This window comes from uncultured Microbacterium sp., from assembly GCF_937927635.1.
Classification (GTDB): domain Bacteria; phylum Actinomycetota; class Actinomycetes; order Actinomycetales; family Microbacteriaceae; genus Microbacterium.
Window position 1 is genome coordinate 33,945 of record NZ_CALBRW010000018.1, and the last position, 17,871, is coordinate 51,815.

14 protein-coding genes are annotated in these 17,871 nt (G+C 69.8%); 4 read left to right on the forward strand and 10 right to left on the reverse strand.

All coding sequences use genetic code 11. From position 1 onward, the window contains the following. Positions 1-3: 3 nt before the first annotated feature. Both metG and rsmI read right to left on the reverse strand, forming a co-directional pair. Positions 4-1,581: a methionine--tRNA ligase gene (gene metG / locus Q0568_RS08550; protein ID WP_298865390.1), complete on the reverse strand. Its 1,578-nt coding sequence runs from the start codon at positions 1,579-1,581 to the stop codon at positions 4-6. Between the two features lie 499 nt (positions 1,582-2,080). Next, the gene (rsmI, locus tag Q0568_RS08555) at positions 2,081-2,896 is read right to left on the reverse strand and encodes a 16S rRNA (cytidine(1402)-2'-O)-methyltransferase (protein ID WP_298865392.1); all 816 of its coding nucleotides are present in this window, start codon (positions 2,894-2,896) and stop codon (positions 2,081-2,083) included. A 22-nt stretch (positions 2,897-2,918) separates the two neighbouring features. Between rsmI and Q0568_RS08560 the strand changes: the two genes are divergently transcribed. Then, positions 2,919-4,484, forward strand: a complete 1,566-nt coding sequence (locus tag Q0568_RS08560; RefSeq protein ID WP_298865395.1) for a phospholipid carrier-dependent glycosyltransferase — start codon at positions 2,919-2,921, stop codon at positions 4,482-4,484. Positions 4,485-4,536: 52 nt separating this feature from the next. Next, entirely contained in the window at positions 4,537-4,755 is a 219-nt protein-coding gene (locus Q0568_RS08565) for a hypothetical protein (protein ID WP_298865397.1), read from the forward strand. Positions 4,756-4,787: 32 nt separating this feature from the next. Here Q0568_RS08565 and Q0568_RS08570 read toward each other — a convergent pair whose 3' ends face one another. The 8 genes from Q0568_RS08570 to Q0568_RS08605 all read right to left on the reverse strand — a co-directional run bounded on the left by Q0568_RS08570 (position 4,788) and on the right by Q0568_RS08605 (position 12,718). Next, positions 4,788-5,705 carry a DUF808 family protein gene (locus tag Q0568_RS08570; protein ID WP_298865399.1) on the reverse strand — a complete coding sequence of 306 codons (918 nt, stop codon included), beginning with the start codon at positions 5,703-5,705 and terminating at the stop codon, positions 4,788-4,790. A 70-nt stretch (positions 5,706-5,775) separates the two neighbouring features. Continuing rightward, positions 5,776-7,173 carry an amino acid permease gene (locus Q0568_RS08575; protein ID WP_298865401.1) on the reverse strand — a complete coding sequence of 466 codons (1,398 nt, stop codon included), beginning with the start codon at positions 7,171-7,173 and terminating at the stop codon, positions 5,776-5,778. Beyond that, positions 7,170-7,811, reverse strand: coding sequence for a GyrI-like domain-containing protein (locus Q0568_RS08580; RefSeq protein ID WP_298865404.1), 642 nt, complete (start codon positions 7,809-7,811; stop codon positions 7,170-7,172). The genes Q0568_RS08575 and Q0568_RS08580 overlap by 4 nt, the downstream gene beginning before the upstream one ends. Before the next feature lie 58 nt (positions 7,812-7,869). Beyond that, positions 7,870-8,217, reverse strand: coding sequence for a GntR family transcriptional regulator (locus tag Q0568_RS08585; protein ID WP_298865407.1), 348 nt, complete (start codon positions 8,215-8,217; stop codon positions 7,870-7,872). Next, a complete protein-coding gene (locus Q0568_RS08590; protein ID WP_298865410.1) occupies positions 8,214-9,128 on the reverse strand; it encodes a hypothetical protein in 915 nt (304 codons plus the stop codon). Before Q0568_RS08590 ends, Q0568_RS08585 begins: the two co-directional genes overlap by 4 nt. A gap of 253 nt (positions 9,129-9,381) precedes the next feature. Next, the gene (locus Q0568_RS08595) at positions 9,382-11,160 is read right to left on the reverse strand and encodes a DUF255 domain-containing protein (RefSeq protein WP_298865413.1); all 1,779 of its coding nucleotides are present in this window, start codon (positions 11,158-11,160) and stop codon (positions 9,382-9,384) included. 50 nt (positions 11,161-11,210) lie between these two features. Continuing rightward, positions 11,211-11,783, reverse strand: a complete 573-nt coding sequence (msuE, locus tag Q0568_RS08600) for an FMN reductase (protein ID WP_298865416.1) — start codon at positions 11,781-11,783, stop codon at positions 11,211-11,213. 98 nt (positions 11,784-11,881) lie between these two features. Beyond that, the gene (locus Q0568_RS08605) at positions 11,882-12,718 is read right to left on the reverse strand and encodes an aldo/keto reductase (RefSeq protein WP_298865418.1); all 837 of its coding nucleotides are present in this window, start codon (positions 12,716-12,718) and stop codon (positions 11,882-11,884) included. Between the two features lie 27 nt (positions 12,719-12,745). Between Q0568_RS08605 and hrpA the strand changes: the two genes are divergently transcribed. Then, positions 12,746-16,750: an ATP-dependent RNA helicase HrpA gene (gene hrpA, locus Q0568_RS08610; protein ID WP_298865420.1), complete on the forward strand. Its 4,005-nt coding sequence runs from the start codon at positions 12,746-12,748 to the stop codon at positions 16,748-16,750. Positions 16,751-16,769: 19 nt separating this feature from the next. Then, positions 16,770-17,714: an NADP-dependent oxidoreductase gene (locus Q0568_RS08615; protein WP_298865422.1), complete on the forward strand. Its 945-nt coding sequence runs from the start codon at positions 16,770-16,772 to the stop codon at positions 17,712-17,714. The last annotated feature ends 157 nt before the right edge of the window (positions 17,715-17,871 follow it).

The window sequence follows — 17,871 nt, forward strand, 5'->3', positions numbered from 1 at the left end:
CCGCTACGCGGTCTGCTCCACGCGCGGGAACAGCGGCGCGAGCGCCGCGACCGTGGTGCCGGGCTGGAGGATGCCCCAGGTCCCGGCCTCGCGCAGCGGCTGCGCGGTCAGGTCGCCCAGCGAGTCCTGCACGCCCAGCGCGCTCCACAGCTTGGCGGTGGACTCCGGCATCACCGGCGACAGCAGCACGGCGAGCGCCCGCAGGCCCTCGGCGCAGGTGTACAGCACGGTGCCGAGCCGCGCGCGCTGATCCTCATCGCGGGCCAGGGCCCATGGCTCGTTCTCGGTGATGTAGTGGTTCAGCTGATCCACGATCGTCCAGATGGCGTGAATGGCCTCATCGATCCGGAAGACCTCGATCGCGGCATCCGCCTTGGCCGCGGCGTCCGCCACCGTCTTCTGGATCGCGAGATCACCCTCGGTGTAGTCGGATGCCTCGGGCACGACGCCGCCGAAGTACTTCTCGATCATCGCGATGGTGCGCGAGGCCAGGTTGCCGAAGCCGTTGGCGAGCTCGGCCTGGTAGCGGGCCGACAGGTCCTCCCACGAGAACGAGCCGTCCTGGCCGAAGGCGATGGCAGACAGGAAGTAGAAGCGGTACGCGTCGGCGCCGAACACATCGGTGATCTCGGTGGGCGCGATGCCGGTGAGCTTGGACTTGGACATCTTCTCGCCGCCGACCAGCAGCCAGCCGTGCGCGAACACGCCCTTGGGCACGTCGAGCCCTGCGGCCATCAGCATGGCCGGCCAGATGACGGCGTGGAAGCGCAGGATGTCCTTGCCGACCACGTGGTAGCCCGGCCAGCGGCGGTCGAAGTTCTCCTGGTCGGAGCCATAGCCGATGGCCGTGGCGTAGTTCAACAGCGCGTCGACCCACACGTAGATGACGTGCGATTCGTCCCACGGCAGCGGAATGCCCCAGTCGAACGTCGACCGGGAGATGGACAGATCCTTCAGGCCCTGGCTGACGAAGGAGACGACCTCGTTGCGCGCGGAGTCCGGGCGCACGAAGTCGGGCTGGGTCTTGTACAGCTCGAGCAGGCGGTCGCCGAACTCGCTGAGCTTGAAGAAGTAGTTCTTCTCCTGCAGCAGCTCCAGCGGCTTGGAGTGGATCGCGCAGACCTTCAGCCCCTCGAAGGGGCCGGTGCCGTCGACGATCTCGGACTCGGGCTTGAACTCCTCACAGCCCACGCAGTACAGCGCCTCGTACTCGCCGGCGTAGATGTAGCCCGCGTCGTACAGCTTCTGGAAGAACAGCTGCACGCTGCGCTCGTGGCGCTCCTGCGTGGTGCGGATGAAGTCGTCGTTGGCGACCTCGAGCGTCTTCAGCAGCGGGAACCAGCTCTCGCCGACCAGCTTGTCCACCCACTCCTGCGGCGTGACGTTGTTGGCCGCGGCGGCACGGAGCATCTTCTGGCCGTGCTCGTCGGTGCCGGTCAGCATCCAGGTGTCATCGCCGGACTGGCGGTGCCAGCGCGCGAGAGTGTCGACGGCGACGGACGTGTAGCCGTGGCCGATGTGCGGCACGTCGCTGGGATAGTAGATCGGCGTGGTGATGTAGAACGATTCGCCTGCGGGCATGCTCTCGATTCTAGGCGGGATCAGGGATGCGGTTCGGTCGCGTGACTCCTGCTCGTTGGGTCCTTGTTCCTGGGGGCCGGGCATGCGGACGTTCCCTTCGCTCGCAGAACGGGTGACCCCTCCCGCTTCGCGGGTCCCTCCCCGATGCTCGCTCCGGGAACGTCCTCTTGCCCTCCTGGTTCGGATCGAGCTGCGGGCGCCTGGCGCGGAGAAGTGCGCTTCGCGCGGACGGATGGTGACGATTCGGCCGCGTTCGGTGCACATCCCCGCGCGAAGCGCACGCGGGTGGGATGCGGGCCGGGAGTCGTCATTGTCCTGGCGTTCTGCGGATTGCTCACCGCCGTCGCGAGCTACCGGATCATCCGCATCGTGCTTGAGCGGCGGGGATGATCAGCCCCTTCCTTCCGTCGAGAGCACGGGATCTCGCCGAGCGCACTGGGCGTTCGCGCGAAGGAGCCGTGCGCTCGCCGAGGTCCCGTGCTGTCGGCGAAGGGGAGGGTCATCGGGCGGCGAGGGTCTGCTGGTACAGGTCGCGGGAGCTCAGGCCGGTGGCAGCGGAGACCTCGGCGCAGGCATCCTTCAGACGGATGCCGGAGGCGACCAGCGCCTGCACCTGGGCCACGGCGTCCTCGATCGAGACCTCGACGGGCTCGGCGCCGGAAACGACCACGACGATCTCGCCCTTGACGCCCTGCTCGGCCCACTCGACCAGTTCGGATGCTGTGCCGCGGCGCACCTCCTCGTAGAGCTTGGTGAGCTCGCGGCATACGGCGATGCGGCGGTCGGCGCCGAAGGCCCTTCCCATGTCGGCCAGGGACGCGGCCAGCCGCCCCGGCGCCTCGAAGAACACCATGGTGCGCGGCTCGGATGCCAGCGCCACGAGCGTGGAGCGCCGCTCGGCGGGCTTGCGGGGCAGGAAGCCCTCGAACGTGAACCTGTCGGTCGGCATCCCCGAGATCGCCAGTGCCATGAGCACGGCGCTGGGTCCGGGGATCGCAGTGACCGTCACGCCGCGTTCGACCGCGGCCGCGACCAGCCCGTAGCCGGGGTCGCTGACCGCCGGCATCCCCGCGTCGCTGACCATGACGATGTCGTGCTCTTCGGCCAATTCTGCGAGTTCGGCCGCCTTGTGCTTCTCGTTGTGGTCGTGCAGGGCGATCATGCGCGGGCGGTTCTCGATCTTCAGCGCCCGCATCAGGTTCTGCGTGGTGCGGGTGTCCTCGGCAGCGACGATCTCGGCGTTCTCGAGCACCTCGATGAGCCGTCGCGACGCGTCGCCCAGATTGCCGATCGGAGTGGCCGCGAGGATGATCACCCGTTCAGCTTAGGCTGAGCAGGTGACCTCGCCCGCCTCCCTGCTGCCGCCGTTGGACGAGCGGGGGACGCTGTGGGAGCGGTTGCGCGAGCGCGCGGCGGCGAACCCCACGACGATGCGGATGCTGGGCTGGCTGGTGCCCGCGCTGATCACGCTGCTGGCGGCGGCGCTGCGCCTGGTGAACCTGTCCCATCCGCACGAGATCATGTTCGACGAGACGTACTACGTCAAGGACTCCTGGTCGCTGTGGAACCTCGGCTACGAGGCGAAGTGGGGCGACGGCGCCGACGCGCAGCTGCCGACCGGCGACGACTCCGCGATGGAGAAGACCGGCTCGTTCGTGGTGCACCCGCCGCTCGGCAAGTGGCTCATCGCTCTGGGCATGGCGGCGTTCGGCCCCGGGTCGAGCTTCGGCTGGCGGATCACGGCCGCGATCCTCGGCACGCTCACCGTGCTGCTGGTCTACCTGGTCGCACTGCTGCTGACGCGCTCGCGCACGATCGCCGCGCTCTCCAGCGGCCTGCTGGCCATCGACGGGCTGGGGATCGTGCTGAGCAGGATCGCCCTGCTGGACGGCATCCTCACCTTCTTCATCCTGCTGGGCGTGCTCTTCGTGCTGCTGGACCGACGGCGCACCATGCCGCTGCTGGCGGCCGTCGGCGCGGAGGACGACGAGGACGCCCTGCCGCGCATGTACGGGCCGATCCTCTGGGCGCGGCCGTGGTTGATCGCCGCCGGAGTCGCGTTCGGCGCGGCATCCGCCGTGAAATGGTCGGGGCTGTACGCGCTGGCGGTGTACGGCCTGTACGTCGTCGTCACCGACGCGCTGGCCAGGCGGCGAGCGGGGATCGCGCTCTGGCCGACGGATGCCGCGTTCCGGCAGGGCCTGGCATCCTTCGTGCTGGCGGTCGGACCCGCGCTGGTGACGTACTTCGTCTCGTGGACGGGATGGCTGGTCACGGCAGGCGGGTATGACCGGCAGGTGGATGCGAATCCCCTGGTCGGCCTGTGGAAGTACCACGAGGCGATCCTGAAGTTCCACACGGGCCTGGTCAGCCCGCATCCGTACGCGAGTCCGGCCTGGCAGTGGCCGCTGCTGCTGCGCCCGACGGCGATCTGGGTGGATTCGAAGCCGAGCGGATGCGGCACGGACCACTGCATCGCGGTGGTGACGTCGATCCCGAACCCGCTGATCTGGTACGCGAGCATGGCCGCCGCGATCTACCTGCTGTACAGGTTCGTGCGCGGCCTGATCGACCGGAACCCTGTCGGCCCCGCACTGACGTTCCCCCTGGTGGGGCTCATCGCGACGTACGTGCCGTGGCTTCTGGTCGGCAACCGCACGATCTTCCAGTTCTACACGATCGCCATGATGCCGTTCCTCGTGATCGGCCTCGCGGTCGCGCTGCGGGAACTGGCAGGCCGAAGGAGCGCACCGCTGCACCGCAGGCAGGCAGGGCAGCGCACCGTGACCGTGTTCTTGATCGCGGTGATCGTGCTCTCGGTGTTCTACTACCCGCTGTGGACCGGTATGAGCGTGCCCTACGAGTTCTGGCTCATCCACAACTGGATCCCGGGCTGGATCTGACGGGTTCCCGATACGCTCGGCGGATGATCATGATCGCCCCCAGGACCGCCTGATGCCCGCTCCGAGCGGCTTCGAGCATCGTGTCCGCGGTGACGAGGTCGTCATCCTGCATCACGGCATCCGCGCGACGACGCTCCACGGTGCGAAGGCGGCGGACTTCCTGGCACGCCTCGAGACCGAGGACCCGCAGCTGCTCATGGCGCGACTGACCGGCGACTACCGCCGCGGCAACGAGCGCGCCGCCCGCCGGCATCCGCGCAACCAGGGCTGATCGCGCTGTTCCGCGCGCACCGGGGCTGAACCTCAGCCCGCGACAGGCTCCTCGACGCGATGTCCCTCGTCCAGGCGGGGCCGCCTCCCCAGCATCCGCCCCGCTCCCAGCACCACGCCGACGACGATCAGCCCGACGACGAGCCCGGCCACCGCCGAGAACGCCGTGTCGCCGACCCAGGTGATGGCCCCGCCGAGCGGCGCCAGCAGCTCCTCCACGCCGTGCAGCAGCTCCGCCGGCCCTGCCAGGCCGACCTCGCCGAGGTTGACGAGGATCAGATGCCCGCCGACCCACAGCATCGCCACGGTGCCGACCACGCTGATCATGCGGAACACCGCGGGCATCGACCGCACGATCCGCGTGCCGGCGTGCCGCACGCGACGCACCGGATTCTTCGCCATCCGCAGGCCGATGTCGTCGATCTTCACCAGCAGGGCGACGGCGCCGTAGACCACACCGGTCATGATCACGGCGATCACGGCCAGTACTCCGAGGGTCTGCCAGATGCCGAGGCCACGGTCCAGACTCGCGAGGGAGATGAGCATGATCTCCGTCGACAGGATCAGGTCGGTGCGGATCGCTCCCCACACCAGCCGCTTCTCGTCGCGTCCGCCCTCGTCGCCGTGACCGTGTCCGAACCCGAACCACTCCAGCACCTTCTCCGCACCCTCGAAGCACAGATACGCGCCGCCGACGATCAGCAGGTACGGCAGCACCCACGGCGCGAACGCCGTCAGCAGCAGCGCCACGGGGATGATGATCACGAACTTGTTCGCGATCGAGCCCAGGGCGATCCGCCCCACCACCGGCAGCTCACGCGCCGGGGTCAGCCCCTGCACGTACTGCGGGGTGACGGCGGCATCGTCGATCACGACACCCGCGGCTTTGGCAGACGCCTTGACGGCCGCGCTGAGGATGTCGTCGACGACGGCGAGCAGGCCTACGGACATGCGGTCCCTCCCGGATCGGGATCGTGTGCGGCCGACCGGATGCGCGGGCCTCCCGCAACGCTAGCGGATGCTACTCCCGAGGCACCCGCGGGACACCGGGCCGCGACGACCCGCGCGTGAGACGCGCGCCCACCAGCAGCACCGCCGTCAGCCCGATCGTCAGCAGCAGCTGCAGGCGCGCGGCGGGGTCGATCATGGCCATGGCGATCACTCCGACCAGCAGCACGAGGCAGACCCACGACAGCCACGGGAAGCCCCACATGTGCATGGGCAACGTCTCACCGCTGCGATCGGCGCGGGTGCGCAGGACGATCTGCGCGACGGCGGTGGCCGTCCAGATCACGATCACCGTGGAGCCGACGATGTTCAGCAGCACGCCCAGCACGTCCTGCGGGATCGCCCAGTTGATGATCACCGACACGAAACCGAACGCCACCGACGCCAGCACCGCCACGTACGGCACGCCCTTCGCACTGGTGCTCGTCGCAGCCAGCGGGGCGAGCCCGCGCTCGCCCAGCGAGTACGCCATGCGCGAGGCGCCGTAGATGTTGGCGTTCATGGCCGACAGCAGCGCCAGCACGACGATGCCCGACATCACCAGGTCGACGCCCGGCAGGTGCAGGGTCGCCAGCACGGCCGAGAAGGGGCCGACCCTGACCTCCTGGGAATCCCACGGCAGCACGGCGACGATCACGAAGATCGACCCCAGGTAGAAGATCAGGATGCGCACCATCACCTCGCGCACGATGCGACGGATGTTGTTCGCCGGGTCGTCGGATTCCGCGGCCGCGATGGCGACGACCTCGGTGCCGCCGAACGCGAACAAGACGATCAGCAGTGCTGCGGCGACTCCGGTGATGCCCTGCGGCACGAATCCGCCGTGGGCGAAGAGGTTGCCGATGCCGACGGCGGGAACGTTCGGGATGAGCCCGAGGATCGCGCACGCGCCGATCACCAGGAACGCGATGATCGCGAAGACCTTGATGGCGGCGAACCAGAACTCGAACCGGCCGTAGTTGCGCACGCCGAACAGGTTCACGGCCGTCAGCGCGGCAACGAACACCAGCACCCACGCCCAGGTGGGGACTCCTGGCGTCCAGCCGGCCACGATCCCCGCGGCGCCGGTGGCTTCGGCGGCGATCACGACGACCAACTGGATCCAATACAGCCAGCCCACGGCGCTGCCCGCGCTGCGGCCCATGGCGCGCTGCGCGAACGAGCTGAAAGCACCGGAGCTGGGGTGCGCGGCGACCATCTCGGCCAGCATCGACATGACCAGGATGACGATGGTGCCCGCCACCAGGTACGAGACCAGCACGGCGGGACCGGCGATGCTGATGGCCTCGCCGGAGCCGACGAACAGGCCCGCGCCGATCGCACCGCCCAGGCCCATCATGGAGATCTGTCTGCGGGTGAGGCCGGGATGCAGGCCGGCGGTCGTCGTCGTGATCGCGGGAGCCTCGGTCATCGGTGATCGCCCCCGGCCGGCCGCCTGCGCACCGGCTGACGCAGCAGTGTGCGCAGCCTCCCCGGCGCGGTGCGACGAGCGTCGCTGAGGTAGATCTCATGATGCCTGCCGGTGAGCGCCAGTCCGGCATCCGGGATGAACTCGTCGTGCATCCGCGCGAGCACCGGGGCCTCGTCGTCGAAGGATCCGACGTGCAGCGTCTGCACGCAGAGTCCTTCGACCAGCGCTTCCAGGCGCACCTCGTCCAGTCGCACCGGCACCTCCTTCTTCGCCGCGACGCGCGAGATTGCCGCGTCGAACAGCTCGCCCGGCACCCAGCCCGGCACCATCAGCATCATGGTCCAGTGCCACAGCGACTTGTCGCGCGCCGAGGTGAACGAGGACATGTCGTCAGCCCACCACAGGCCTTCCAGCGGCGGGACCACGTAGTCGAGGCCGAGTTCTCGCGCACTGGCGAACTTCAGCGCGTATGCGACCGGGTACAGCGATTCGAGCGCCTGCCCGTACGCCGGAGACGTGTTGGGATCCCCCTGGCCGTCCAGCATCAGATACTGCATCTCGGGCACCTCGACGACGCGGAACTCTCCGCGCTTCGCCTGGTACGCATCGAGCGTCTTCTTGAAGTCGGTCTTGGTCACCGGAGATCTTCCTCGGTCATGCGGGCGTCCTGGTTGCGGACGCCTCAGAATACTCCGGTCAGCGCGACTCCCAGGCGGCGCGGATCGCGCCGAGCGCCTCGTCCAGGGTGAGACCCGCGGATGCTGCGACGAAGGCCCGCGCGGCGCTGCGCACGGCATCCGGATGCTGCCGCCCAGCGCTCACGCGGGTGCCACGGGCTCGGCTGGTCTCGACCAGCCCCTCCTCCTCCAGCAGCGCATAGGCCTTCGCGACCGTACCGGCGGCGACCCGCAGATCGCCCGCGAGCTGGCGGATCGAAGGCAGGCGGTGGCCGTTGCCGAGTTCGCCGGAGCGGATGCCGTCGGCCAGCTGCGAGCGGATCTGCTCGAACGGCGCGAGGGCGCTGCCGGGATCGACGGTGATCATCGCACCTGCTCCGGCGTGCGGGCCAGCTTCTCCCCGATCGTGTGAGAGGTGAGGATCGCCAACGTCACGCTGACGACGCTGAGCACCAGCAGCAGGTACCCGAGGCACGTCAGCGTGACGCCGGTGACGACCCAGCCCATCGGGGCGCCGACGCCGGTCGCGGTGCCAGCCATCATCGCACCCGCCATCGCGGCGAGTCCGCCGACGGTGAAGAGTGCTGATCCCGCCGCCAGCCGCAGGATGACGGATGCCGACGCCCGGCGCCACTGCTCGTCGCTGTCCGCATCACTCCGGTCGGGGAAGGCCGCCGTGGAGCCGATCCGCTGCAGCGCGACGACGACGGCCACCACCAGAACCGCCAGAGCGATGAGCGCGGGGATGCCGTAGTACCAGCCCGGGTAGGGCCCAGCCGTCGAACGCACCCCCGCACCCTCGAACGTGATGCTGCGCGAGAGCCCGTACTCGTCGTCGGACGCTGTGAGACCGCAGAGGATCACGACGGCGACGAACAGCACGATGACGCCGATGCCGATGCGGAGCCACCTCTTCGGAATGGTCGAGATCCACGTGCGACGTGTCAGCCCGGCGCTGCGTGGCTGTCCGTCATCCACGCCGACGGCCCGAGGGGGCGTCGCCGCGTACAGCAGCAGGCCCGCGGCACCAGCGACCGGCGCCGCCACAGCCAGCGGCAGCCCGAACAGGCCAGGCAGCAGCATCGTGACCGCCGCGCCGGCGAAGAACACCACCAGCGCGAATGCCACAGCCACGAGCGCCCGGCGCCGCGCCGCGGCCACCACCGGGGCGATCCGATCCGACAGCACGGCGACCTGTGGATGACGGCCGAAGCGCCAGATGAGGAAGACGACCGCGGCGATGACCGCACCGAACAGGAAGATCGCACCACCGAACATGACAGCCCCTCTCGTGTACTGATCCGATAGTACACAGAAACGCTTACGTGTATCAAATACCTGATACACGACGCGCATGGTCACGACGATCCGGCATCCGAGAACCGGAAGATCGCCCAGATCCGGACGGAAGCGCGGGCATCCAACCGGTTCTGGGCAGTCTTCCGGTTCTCAGCAGGTGGAATGCACCCAGCGTGGCATAGGCCCAGCTCGGCCCAGACCCGGCGCGGCCCAGACTCGGCGCGGCACAGGCTCAGCGCGCGCGGGCGAACTCCCTGGGCTCGGCGGCGGGCATCCTGCACACGAAGTCACGGCAGTCGTAGACCACGCCATCGGAGACGTCGCGGCCCGCGAACAGCTCGAACCCGGCATCCGCGAACGCCTTCGCCTGCGCGGGGGTGACCACGGCGATCACGTCGGCCTCGGCCTCGAGCGCGGCATCCGCAAGACCTCCCTCGCGGGACGAGACCACGGCCACCACCTGTCGCGGCGGCACCGACAGCCCCGCCGCGACGCGCAGGATCGCGCCGTACGCGATCGGATGCGCGAGTGCGCGCCCGGCGACGCCGGCGGTGAGCTGCTCGGCGTGCGAGCGATGGTCCTCCCCCGCCCCCAGCAGCCAGGCGGTCAGATGAGCGGATGCCGCAGCCGCGGGCCCCGAGGGCAGATCGCCGTCGCCGTCGTCCGCACCGCGGACGATGCCCTGTGCGGTGAGCACCGGATCCTGCGCGGGCGTCATGGCCAGCACCTCCAGGCCGCGGGTGGCCCAGGTCGCGTCGCCCGATGCCATGCCCAGCGCCAGCAGTCCATCGGCCAGCAGGCCCAGATCGGCCTGCGTGGCCACGGCATCGGCCGCGAGGCCGTTCAGCGACGAGCGCACCAGTGCACCGTCCTCGGACCGGTTCACGCGCAGCACGTGCTCGGCCGCCGCTGCGGCTGCCTCGACCCACTCCGGCACGCCCAGCACGGCGCCCGCGCGCGCGAGCGCGCCGATGGCCAGGCCGTTCCAGCCGGTCAGCACTTTGCCGTCCACGGCCGGCGGATCCAATTGGGCCCTGCCCGCGGCATCCTGCCGGTAATAGCCGCCCTCGTTCCGCTGCCCGTCGATCCACGACTCCGAGTCCTGCGCGGCGCCGAACGCCCCGCCCTCGCGGCGCAGCACGTTCAGGAGGAAGTCCGCAATGCCTTCGACGATGTCGGCGCGCCCGGCATCCAGCGCCACCTGCATCAGCTGCGCGTTGTCGGTCAGCATCCGCTCGTAGTGCGGCACGGTCCAATTCCGCTGGGTGGCGTAGCGGAAGAACCCGCCGTCGACCCGGTCCAGCAGCTCGGAGTCGGCCATCGCCTCCAGCGCCCGCTCCACGGCATCCGCTCCGCCCGCCACCGGATGCTGCAGGAACCGCAGTGCGGTGGCCATCGGGAACTTCGGCGCCCCGCCGAAGCCGCCGAACTCGTGGTCCTCGCGGTCGGTGATCGACTCCGCCGCCGACCGCAACGCGCCCGAATCCGGCAGCCGCGACTCCGGCTGGCGGGCGGCGGCGCGCAGAGCGTCTGCCACGGCATCCGCCGACGCCAGCACCTCGTCATGCCGATCGGTCCACGCCTCGCGCACGGCGGTGAGCACGTCGCGGAACGCCGGCGTGCCGCCGCGAGCCTCGTCGGGCCAGTACGTGCCGGCGTAGAACGTGCCGCCCTGCGGGGTGGTGAACACCGTCAGCGGCCAGCCCAGATTCTGCGTGAAGGCGGATGCCGAGGCCATGAACGCCGCATCGACCTCCGGATGCTCCTCGCGGTCCACCTTGACCGCCACGAACCCGTCGTTGATCTGCGCGGCCGTGGCCTCGTCGCTGAACGACTCGCGGGCCATCACGTGGCACCAGTGGCAGGTGGAGTAGCCGATCGAGATCATCACCGGCACGTCGCGACGCTTGGCCTCTTCGAAGGCCTCCGCGCTCCAGGGCCGCCAGTCGACGGGATTTTCCGCGTGTGCGCGCAGGTAGGGGCTGAGGGTCTCGGCGAGCCGGTTGGTCATGGCACCCACCGTACCCGCGCACCGGGGCCCGTGGGCGGGCGGGGTGCAGGTCAGAAGGCGGCGAGCGCTCGGGGGTCCTGCACGGGCGCGTAGCCCACCAGCGGCAGGGCTCGTTCGGCGGCCAGGGTGATGCGCGAGAGGATCTGCGGCGAGACGATCTCGTACCCGTCGAAATCGGTGTTGCTGGCGTACACGCCCAGCGGCAGAGTGAGCGCCTGGAAGAAGGCGAACAGCGGGCGCAGCTGATGCTCGATGATCAGCGCATGCCGCTCCCCGCCACCGGTGGCCGCCAGCAGCACGGGCTTGCCGACCAGCGCGTACTGCCCGATGAAGTCGAACAGGTGCTTGAACAGCCCCGTGAAGGATGCCCGGTAGACCGGGCTGCCGACGATCAGCAGGTCGGCGTCCTCGATGGCGCGCAGCTGCTGCTCCACGGCATCCGGCAGGTCGTCGCGGCGCAGCGCTCCGGCGAGGCCCGGTCCGATCTCGGTCAGCTCGATCACACGCACGTCCACGTCGATGCGCGCGGCGACGGCATCCGCGATGGCGCGCAGCAGCGCCGTGGTCTTGCTGGGCTCGTGCAGGGATCCGGAGACGGCGACGACGCGGTAGGGAGCTGGCATGGCATCGACGCTACTGAGCGGAGCGCCCCGCGTCGCGGGAAGCGACACGGGGCGTCATCCGAGTGAAACACGGCGTCATGTGACGCCGCCGACAGGAGTCAGTTGACGTCGTCGGGGTGGGAGCCCACGCGGCCGGAGCCGTCGCCGGGATCCAGAGCGTCGATGGCGGCGATCTGCGCGTCGCTGAGCTCGAAGCCGAACACGTCGAGGTTCTCGCGGATGCGGCCCTCGTGCACCGACTTGGGGAAGACGATGTTCCCCTTCTGCAGGTGCCAGCGCAGCACGACCTGGGCGGGAGTGCGGCCGGTCGCCGCGGCGGCGTCGGCGACGGGAGCAGTGCCGAACAGGTCGTACTTGCCCTGGCCCAGCGGGCCCCATGCCTCGATGCGCACGTCGTGGGCGGCGGCCCAGTCCGTGACGTCGCGCTGCTGGTAGGCGGGATGCAGCTCGATCTGGTCGACGGCGGGCACCACGCCGGTGGCGGCGACGATGCGCTCCAGGTGCGGCACGAGGTGGTTCGAGACGCCGATGGAACGCGCCAGCCCCCGATCGCGGATGCCGATCATCTTCTCCCAGGCGTGCTCGTAGTCGTCCTTGGCGGGCGTGGGCCAGTGCACCAGGTACAGATCGACCTGCTCCAGCCCGAGCTTCTCCAGGCTCTCGGCGATGGCCGCATCGGGCTCGTCGTCGTGATGGCGGTCGTTCCAGAGCTTGGTGGTGATGAACAGTTCGGAGCGCGGGATGCCGGATGCCGCGATGGCGGCGCCCACGCCCTCCTCGTTGCCGTAGATGGCGGCGGTGTCGATGTGCCGGTACCCGGCCTCGAACGCCAGGGTCACCGCGCGCTCGGCCTCATCGGCGGGCACTTTGAAGACGCCGAATCCGAGCTGGGGGATGCTGTTGCCGTCGTTGAACCGGACTGTGGGAATCGTCATGGCTCCAGCGTAGGACGGACAAGCGACATGCGGCTCGGTCGCGTCGTACGATGGAGGGCTATGTCTTCGCCCGTGATCTCGTACCCGCCCGAGCTGCCCGTCTCGGCGGCACGGGAGGAGATCACCGCCGCCATCCGCGATCACCAGGTCGTGATCGTCGCCGGCGCCACGGGCTCGGGCAAGACCACGCAGCTACCGAAGATCTGTCTGGAACTGGGCCGCCAGCGCATCGCGCACACCCAGCCGCGGCGGTTGGCCGCACGCACCATCGCCGAGCGCGTGTCCGAGGAGCTGGGCGTGCAGCTGGGCGACCTGGTCGGCTACAAGGTGCGGTTCACGGATCAGGTGTCGGATGCCACGCGCATCGCGCTGATGACCGACGGCATCCTGCTGAACGAGATCCACCGCGACCGGCTCCTGCGCCGCTACGACACGATCATCATCGACGAGGCCCACGAGCGCTCGCTGAACGTCGACTTCCTGCTGGGCTATCTGCACCGCATCCTGCCCGAGCGGCCGGATCTGAAGCTCATCATCACCTCGGCCACCATCGATCCGGAGAGCTTCGCCGCGCACTTCGCGGATGCCGACGGCGAGCCCGCCCCCATCATCGAGGTGTCCGGGCGCACCTATCCGGTGGAGATCCGGTACCGACCGCTGGTGGACGATGCGGCTGACGCGCAGAAGGAGTCCGAGGACGAGGTCACCGCCATCGTCGCGGCGCTGCGCGAATTGGACCGCGAGCCCAACGGCGACGTGCTGGTGTTCCTGCCCGGCGAGGCCGAGATCCGGGATGCCGCCGAGGCCGTCCGGGGCGCGTACCGCTCCACGTCCGCACCCGTGGAGGTGCTGCCGCTGTACGGCCGGCTGTCGGCATCCGAGCAGCACCGGGTGTTCGAGCGCTCGAAGGTCGCCGGCCTGCGCCGCCGTGTGATCCTCGCCACCAACGTCGCCGAGACCAGCCTCACCGTGCCCGGCATCAAGTACGTGATCGACGCCGGCACCGCCCGCATCTCGCGGTACAGCGCCCGCTCCAAGGTGCAGCGCCTGCCCATCGAGGCCATCTCGCAGGCATCCGCGAATCAGCGCTCGGGACGTGCAGGCCGCACCAGTGACGGCATCGCCATCCGCCTGTACTCGGAGGACGACTTCGAGAAGCGGCCAGAGTTCACCGAGCCCGAGATCCTGCGCACGTCGCTGGCCTCGGTGGTGCTGCAGATGCTGTCGCTGGGGTTCGGCGACATCACGGCGTTCCCGTTCCTCACTCCCCCGGACTCCCGCGGCGTGAAGGCCGCGCTGGATCTGCTCACCGAGATCGGCGCGGTCGACCTGGCCCGGGGAGCATCGCCGCGCCTGACGCGGATCGGTCGGGAAATCTCACGGATGCCGATGGATCCGCGGTTCGCGCGGATGCTGGTCGAGGCCGCGAAGCCGTCGTCCGGCGTGCTGCGCGAGGTGCTGGCCATCGTCGCCGGGCTCTCCATCCAGGATGTGCGCGAGCGGCCGTCGGCGGATGCCCCGCAGTCGGTGCGCGACGAGGCCGACCGCTCCCATGCCCGGTTCGTGGACCCCACCAGCGACTTCCTCACGCTCCTGAACCTGTGGAAGCATCTGCGCACCAGCCAGAAGGAGCTCGGCTCCAGCGCGTTCCGGCGGATGTGCCGCAGCGAGCACCTGAACTATGTGCGCGTGCGCGAGTGGTTCGACGTGCACCGTCAGCTGAAGACGCTGGTGAAGGGCGCTTCGACGGGCTCAGCGACCCACGCTGCGGGCGATCGGGAATCCGGTCCCGATCCGGATGCCATCCACCGCGCGATCCTGGCGGGTCTGCTCTCGCAGATCGGGATCCTCGATGAGCGAACCGCGGCGCCGAGCTCCAACAAGGACAAGCCTCGGAAGGGTGAGAAGCGCCGTATCGCCGAGTACCGCGGCGCGCGCGGCATCCGATTCTCGATCTTCCCCGGATCGGGCCTGCGCAAGAAGTCCCCGCAGGCGGTGATGGCCGCCGAGGTCGTCGAGACCTCGCGCACCTACGCCCGCACGGTCGCCGCCATCGACCCGGCGTGGGCCGAGGCGCTGGCCGGAGACCTCGCCAAGCGTCAGGTGACCGAACCGCACTGGTCGAAGGATGCCGGGGCCGCGGTCGCCTACGAGAAGGTGACGCTGTTCGGCGTGGAGATCATCCCGCGCCGGCGCGTGCAGTTCGCGCGCATCGACCGCGCGGGAGCCAGGGAGCTGTTCATCCGGCATGCGCTGGTGGAGGGCGAGTGGGATCCGTCCCGCATCGACAAGCGCGTCAGCGCGTTCTGGCGCGCCAACGCCGAGCTGCGCCGCCGGCTGGAGAAGCTCGAGGAGCGCGAGCGACGCCGCGACATCCTGGTCGGAGACGAGACGGTGCTCGCGTTCTACGAGGAGCGCATCCCGCACGAGGTGTTCGACGTGCGCTCGTTCGAGAAGTGGTGGCGCGACGCGCTGGCATCCACGCCCAAACTGCTGGTCATGCGCGAGAGCGACCTGCTCGAGGACGACGACCGTGCAGACCAGTCCGAGTTCCCCACCCGCTGGACGCAGGACGACCAGGTGCTGGGCCTGGCGTACCGGTTCGAGCCGGGCGCCGAGGACGACGGCGTGAGCGTGGTGCTGCCGCTGGCGCTGCTGGCGCAGATCCGCGACACCGGGTTCGACTGGCAGGTGCCGGGACTGCGCGATGAGCTGATCACCGCACTGCTGCGAGCGCTGCCGAAGGCCATCCGCCGGCATGTCGTGCCCGCGGCGGACTGGGCGGCGAAGCTCAGCGCCGAGCTCGCCGACGAGGGCCCGGAGAAGCACGCCGGCGTGCCGGAGCGCTCGCTGAAGGAGGCGCTGGCCAGGCTCATCCAGCCGATCGCCAACCAGCGGGTATCAGCCGCGGATTTCGACGACGAGCGGGTGCCGGGGCACCTGCGGATGAACTTCCGCGCCGTGGACGAGCGCGGGCGCGTGGCAGGGTCGGATCGCGATCTGGTGACGCTGCAGCAGCGACTGTCGGACCGGTCCCGGCAGAGCGTGGCGCGGTCCATCGGAAAGAGCACCCGCGATGGGACTGGATCCCTGAGCCTGTCGAAGGGTCGCATGCCCGCTGCGCTCCGTGGGTCCGTAAGCCCGTCGAGCGGCCCCACGTCCATCGAGCGCGACGACCTCACCGACTGGACCTTCGGCGACCTGCCCGAGGTGCTCGACACGAAGGTCGCCGGCGGGGTGGTGCGCGGGTACCCCGCCATCGTCGATCGCGGCGCGAGCGTGTCGGTGCGGCTGGAGGCGACGGCGGATGCCGCGGCATCCGCCACCCGCGACGGCGTGCTGCGGCTGGTGCTGCTGAACGTCCCCTCGCCCGCCTCGTACGTGCAGAACCACCTGACCTCGGCCGAGAAGCTCGCGCTGGCGGCATCGCCGTACCAGAACGTGGCGGCCCTCATCGAGGACGCGCGTACGGCCGTGGTGCGCGGACTCATCGAGGCCGAGGTTCCGAACGGCGTGATCCGAGACGAGGCAGAGTTCCGCCGGGTGCAGGATGCCGTGAACGCGGCGCTCGTGGACAGCCTGTTCGCCTGCGTGTCGCTGGTCGCCGCCATCCTGACCAAGAGCCGCGCCGTGGAGCGCGGCATCAAGTCGCAGAACTCGCTGGCCCTGCTGGGCCCGCTGAACGACATCCGCTCTCAGCTGGCCGGGCTCATCCGGCCCGGCTTCATCTCCGCGACCGGTGTGGAGCGCCTCGCGCACCTGCCGCGCTACCTGGACGGGATGCTGGAGCGCCTGAAGATACTGGCCAACGAGCCCGGCAAGGACCGTACCCGCATGACGGAGTTCGAGCGCATGGCGAAGGCCTACGAGGACGCCGGCGGCACGATACCCCTCGCCTCCGACGCATCCGCCGCGCTGGTGGACGTGCGCTGGCTGCTGGAGGAGTATCGCGTCAGCGTGTTCGCGCAGCGGCTGGGCACCGCCCAGCCCGTCTCGCCTCAGCGCATCATGAAGGCGCTCGCAGGCGCCTGAGTCGGGTTAGCCTGAATCCATGGCTCGCGCGATCGTCCACACAGAACTCGGTTCCCCTGACGTGCTCCGGCTGGTGGAGGTGCCCGACCCTGTCGCCGGCCCCGGCGAGGTGGTCGTGCGCATCGAGGCGGCCGGAGTGAACCCGATCGACGTCAAGCAGCGCTCGGGACTCCGTCCGCTGCCTCCCATCACCGAGCCGCGGCACGTGGGCTTCGACGGCGCGGGAACCATCACCGCGATCGGCGAGGGCGTGAGCGGCTACGCGGTCGGTGAGCGCGTCGCCATCGGCGACACCCGCGGCACATACGCCACGTCGCTGGCCGTGCCAGTGGGGCACATCACCCGCCTGCTGGACGGCGTCACGTCCGCCGAGGGCGCGGCTCTGGCGATCCCCGCCGGCACCGCGTACCAGTCGCTGCGCTCGCTCGGGGTGCGCAAGGGCGACACCGTGCTGATCCACGCCGGCTCCGGCGCTGTCGGCCAGGCCGCGATCCAGTTCGCCGTGCTGTGGGGCGCCACGGTCATCGCCACGGCAAGTCCCGCGCGGCACGACCAGCTGCGCGCGCTGGGCGCGATCCCCGTCGCCTACGGCGAGGGCCTCACCGACCGCGTCCGCGAGGCCGCGCCGCAGGGTGTCACCGTAGCCCTGGACGGCGCGGGCACCGACGAGGCCATCCAGACCTCGTTGGACCTGGTCTCAGACCACGACCGCATCGCGACCATCGTGCGGGGGCCGGATGCCGCAGAGCTGGGCATCCAGGCGTACTCCGGCGGCAACCCGATTCCGCTCACCGAGCAGCAGCTGGCGTGGCGCCACGAAGCCGTCGGCGTGGCCATCAATCTCATCGAGGCCGGTGACTTCCAAGTCGAGCTCGGTCCCGAGCTGCCGCTGGCCGAGGCCGCACACGCCCACGAACTCATCGAGCAGCACACCGCCACGGGCAAGATCGTGCTGATCCCCTGATCAGAGCGGTCTCCGCACGGAGAACACCATCGACAGTGCCGCCGATCGCATGACCTGCAGCACAACTTCTGCTCCAGCGGTAGTCCCTCGTCATCCGATTTCGCGAAGTCACGCCGTGTTACATCTGTCCTTCCGCCTTCCTGGACCGCGTCCCACA

What these genes read in the sequence shown, in the direction of transcription:
- metG (WP_298865390.1), bottom strand. Translation starts at nt 1,581, where the DNA reads ATGCCCGCAGGCGAATCGTTCTACATCACCACGCCGATCTACTATCCC.
- Q0568_RS08565 (WP_298865397.1), top strand. Translation starts at nt 4,537, where the DNA reads ATGCCCGCTCCGAGCGGCTTCGAGCATCGTGTCCGCGGTGACGAGGTC.
- Q0568_RS08570 (WP_298865399.1), bottom strand. Translation starts at nt 5,705, where the DNA reads ATGTCCGTAGGCCTGCTCGCCGTCGTCGACGACATCCTCAGCGCGGCC.
- Q0568_RS08575 (WP_298865401.1), bottom strand. Translation starts at nt 7,173, where the DNA reads ATGACCGAGGCTCCCGCGATCACGACGACGACCGCCGGCCTGCATCCC.
- Q0568_RS08585 (WP_298865407.1), bottom strand. Translation starts at nt 8,217, where the DNA reads ATGATCACCGTCGATCCCGGCAGCGCCCTCGCGCCGTTCGAGCAGATC.
- Q0568_RS08590 (WP_298865410.1), bottom strand. Translation starts at nt 9,128, where the DNA reads ATGTTCGGTGGTGCGATCTTCCTGTTCGGTGCGGTCATCGCCGCGGTC.
- Q0568_RS08595 (WP_298865413.1), bottom strand. Translation starts at nt 11,160, where the DNA reads ATGACCAACCGGCTCGCCGAGACCCTCAGCCCCTACCTGCGCGCACAC.
- msuE (WP_298865416.1), bottom strand. Translation starts at nt 11,783, where the DNA reads ATGCCAGCTCCCTACCGCGTCGTCGCCGTCTCCGGATCCCTGCACGAG.
- Q0568_RS08605 (WP_298865418.1), bottom strand. Translation starts at nt 12,718, where the DNA reads ATGACGATTCCCACAGTCCGGTTCAACGACGGCAACAGCATCCCCCAG.
- hrpA (WP_298865420.1), top strand. Translation starts at nt 12,746, where the DNA reads ATGCGGCTCGGTCGCGTCGTACGATGGAGGGCTATGTCTTCGCCCGTG.
- Q0568_RS08615 (WP_298865422.1), top strand. Translation starts at nt 16,770, where the DNA reads ATGGCTCGCGCGATCGTCCACACAGAACTCGGTTCCCCTGACGTGCTC.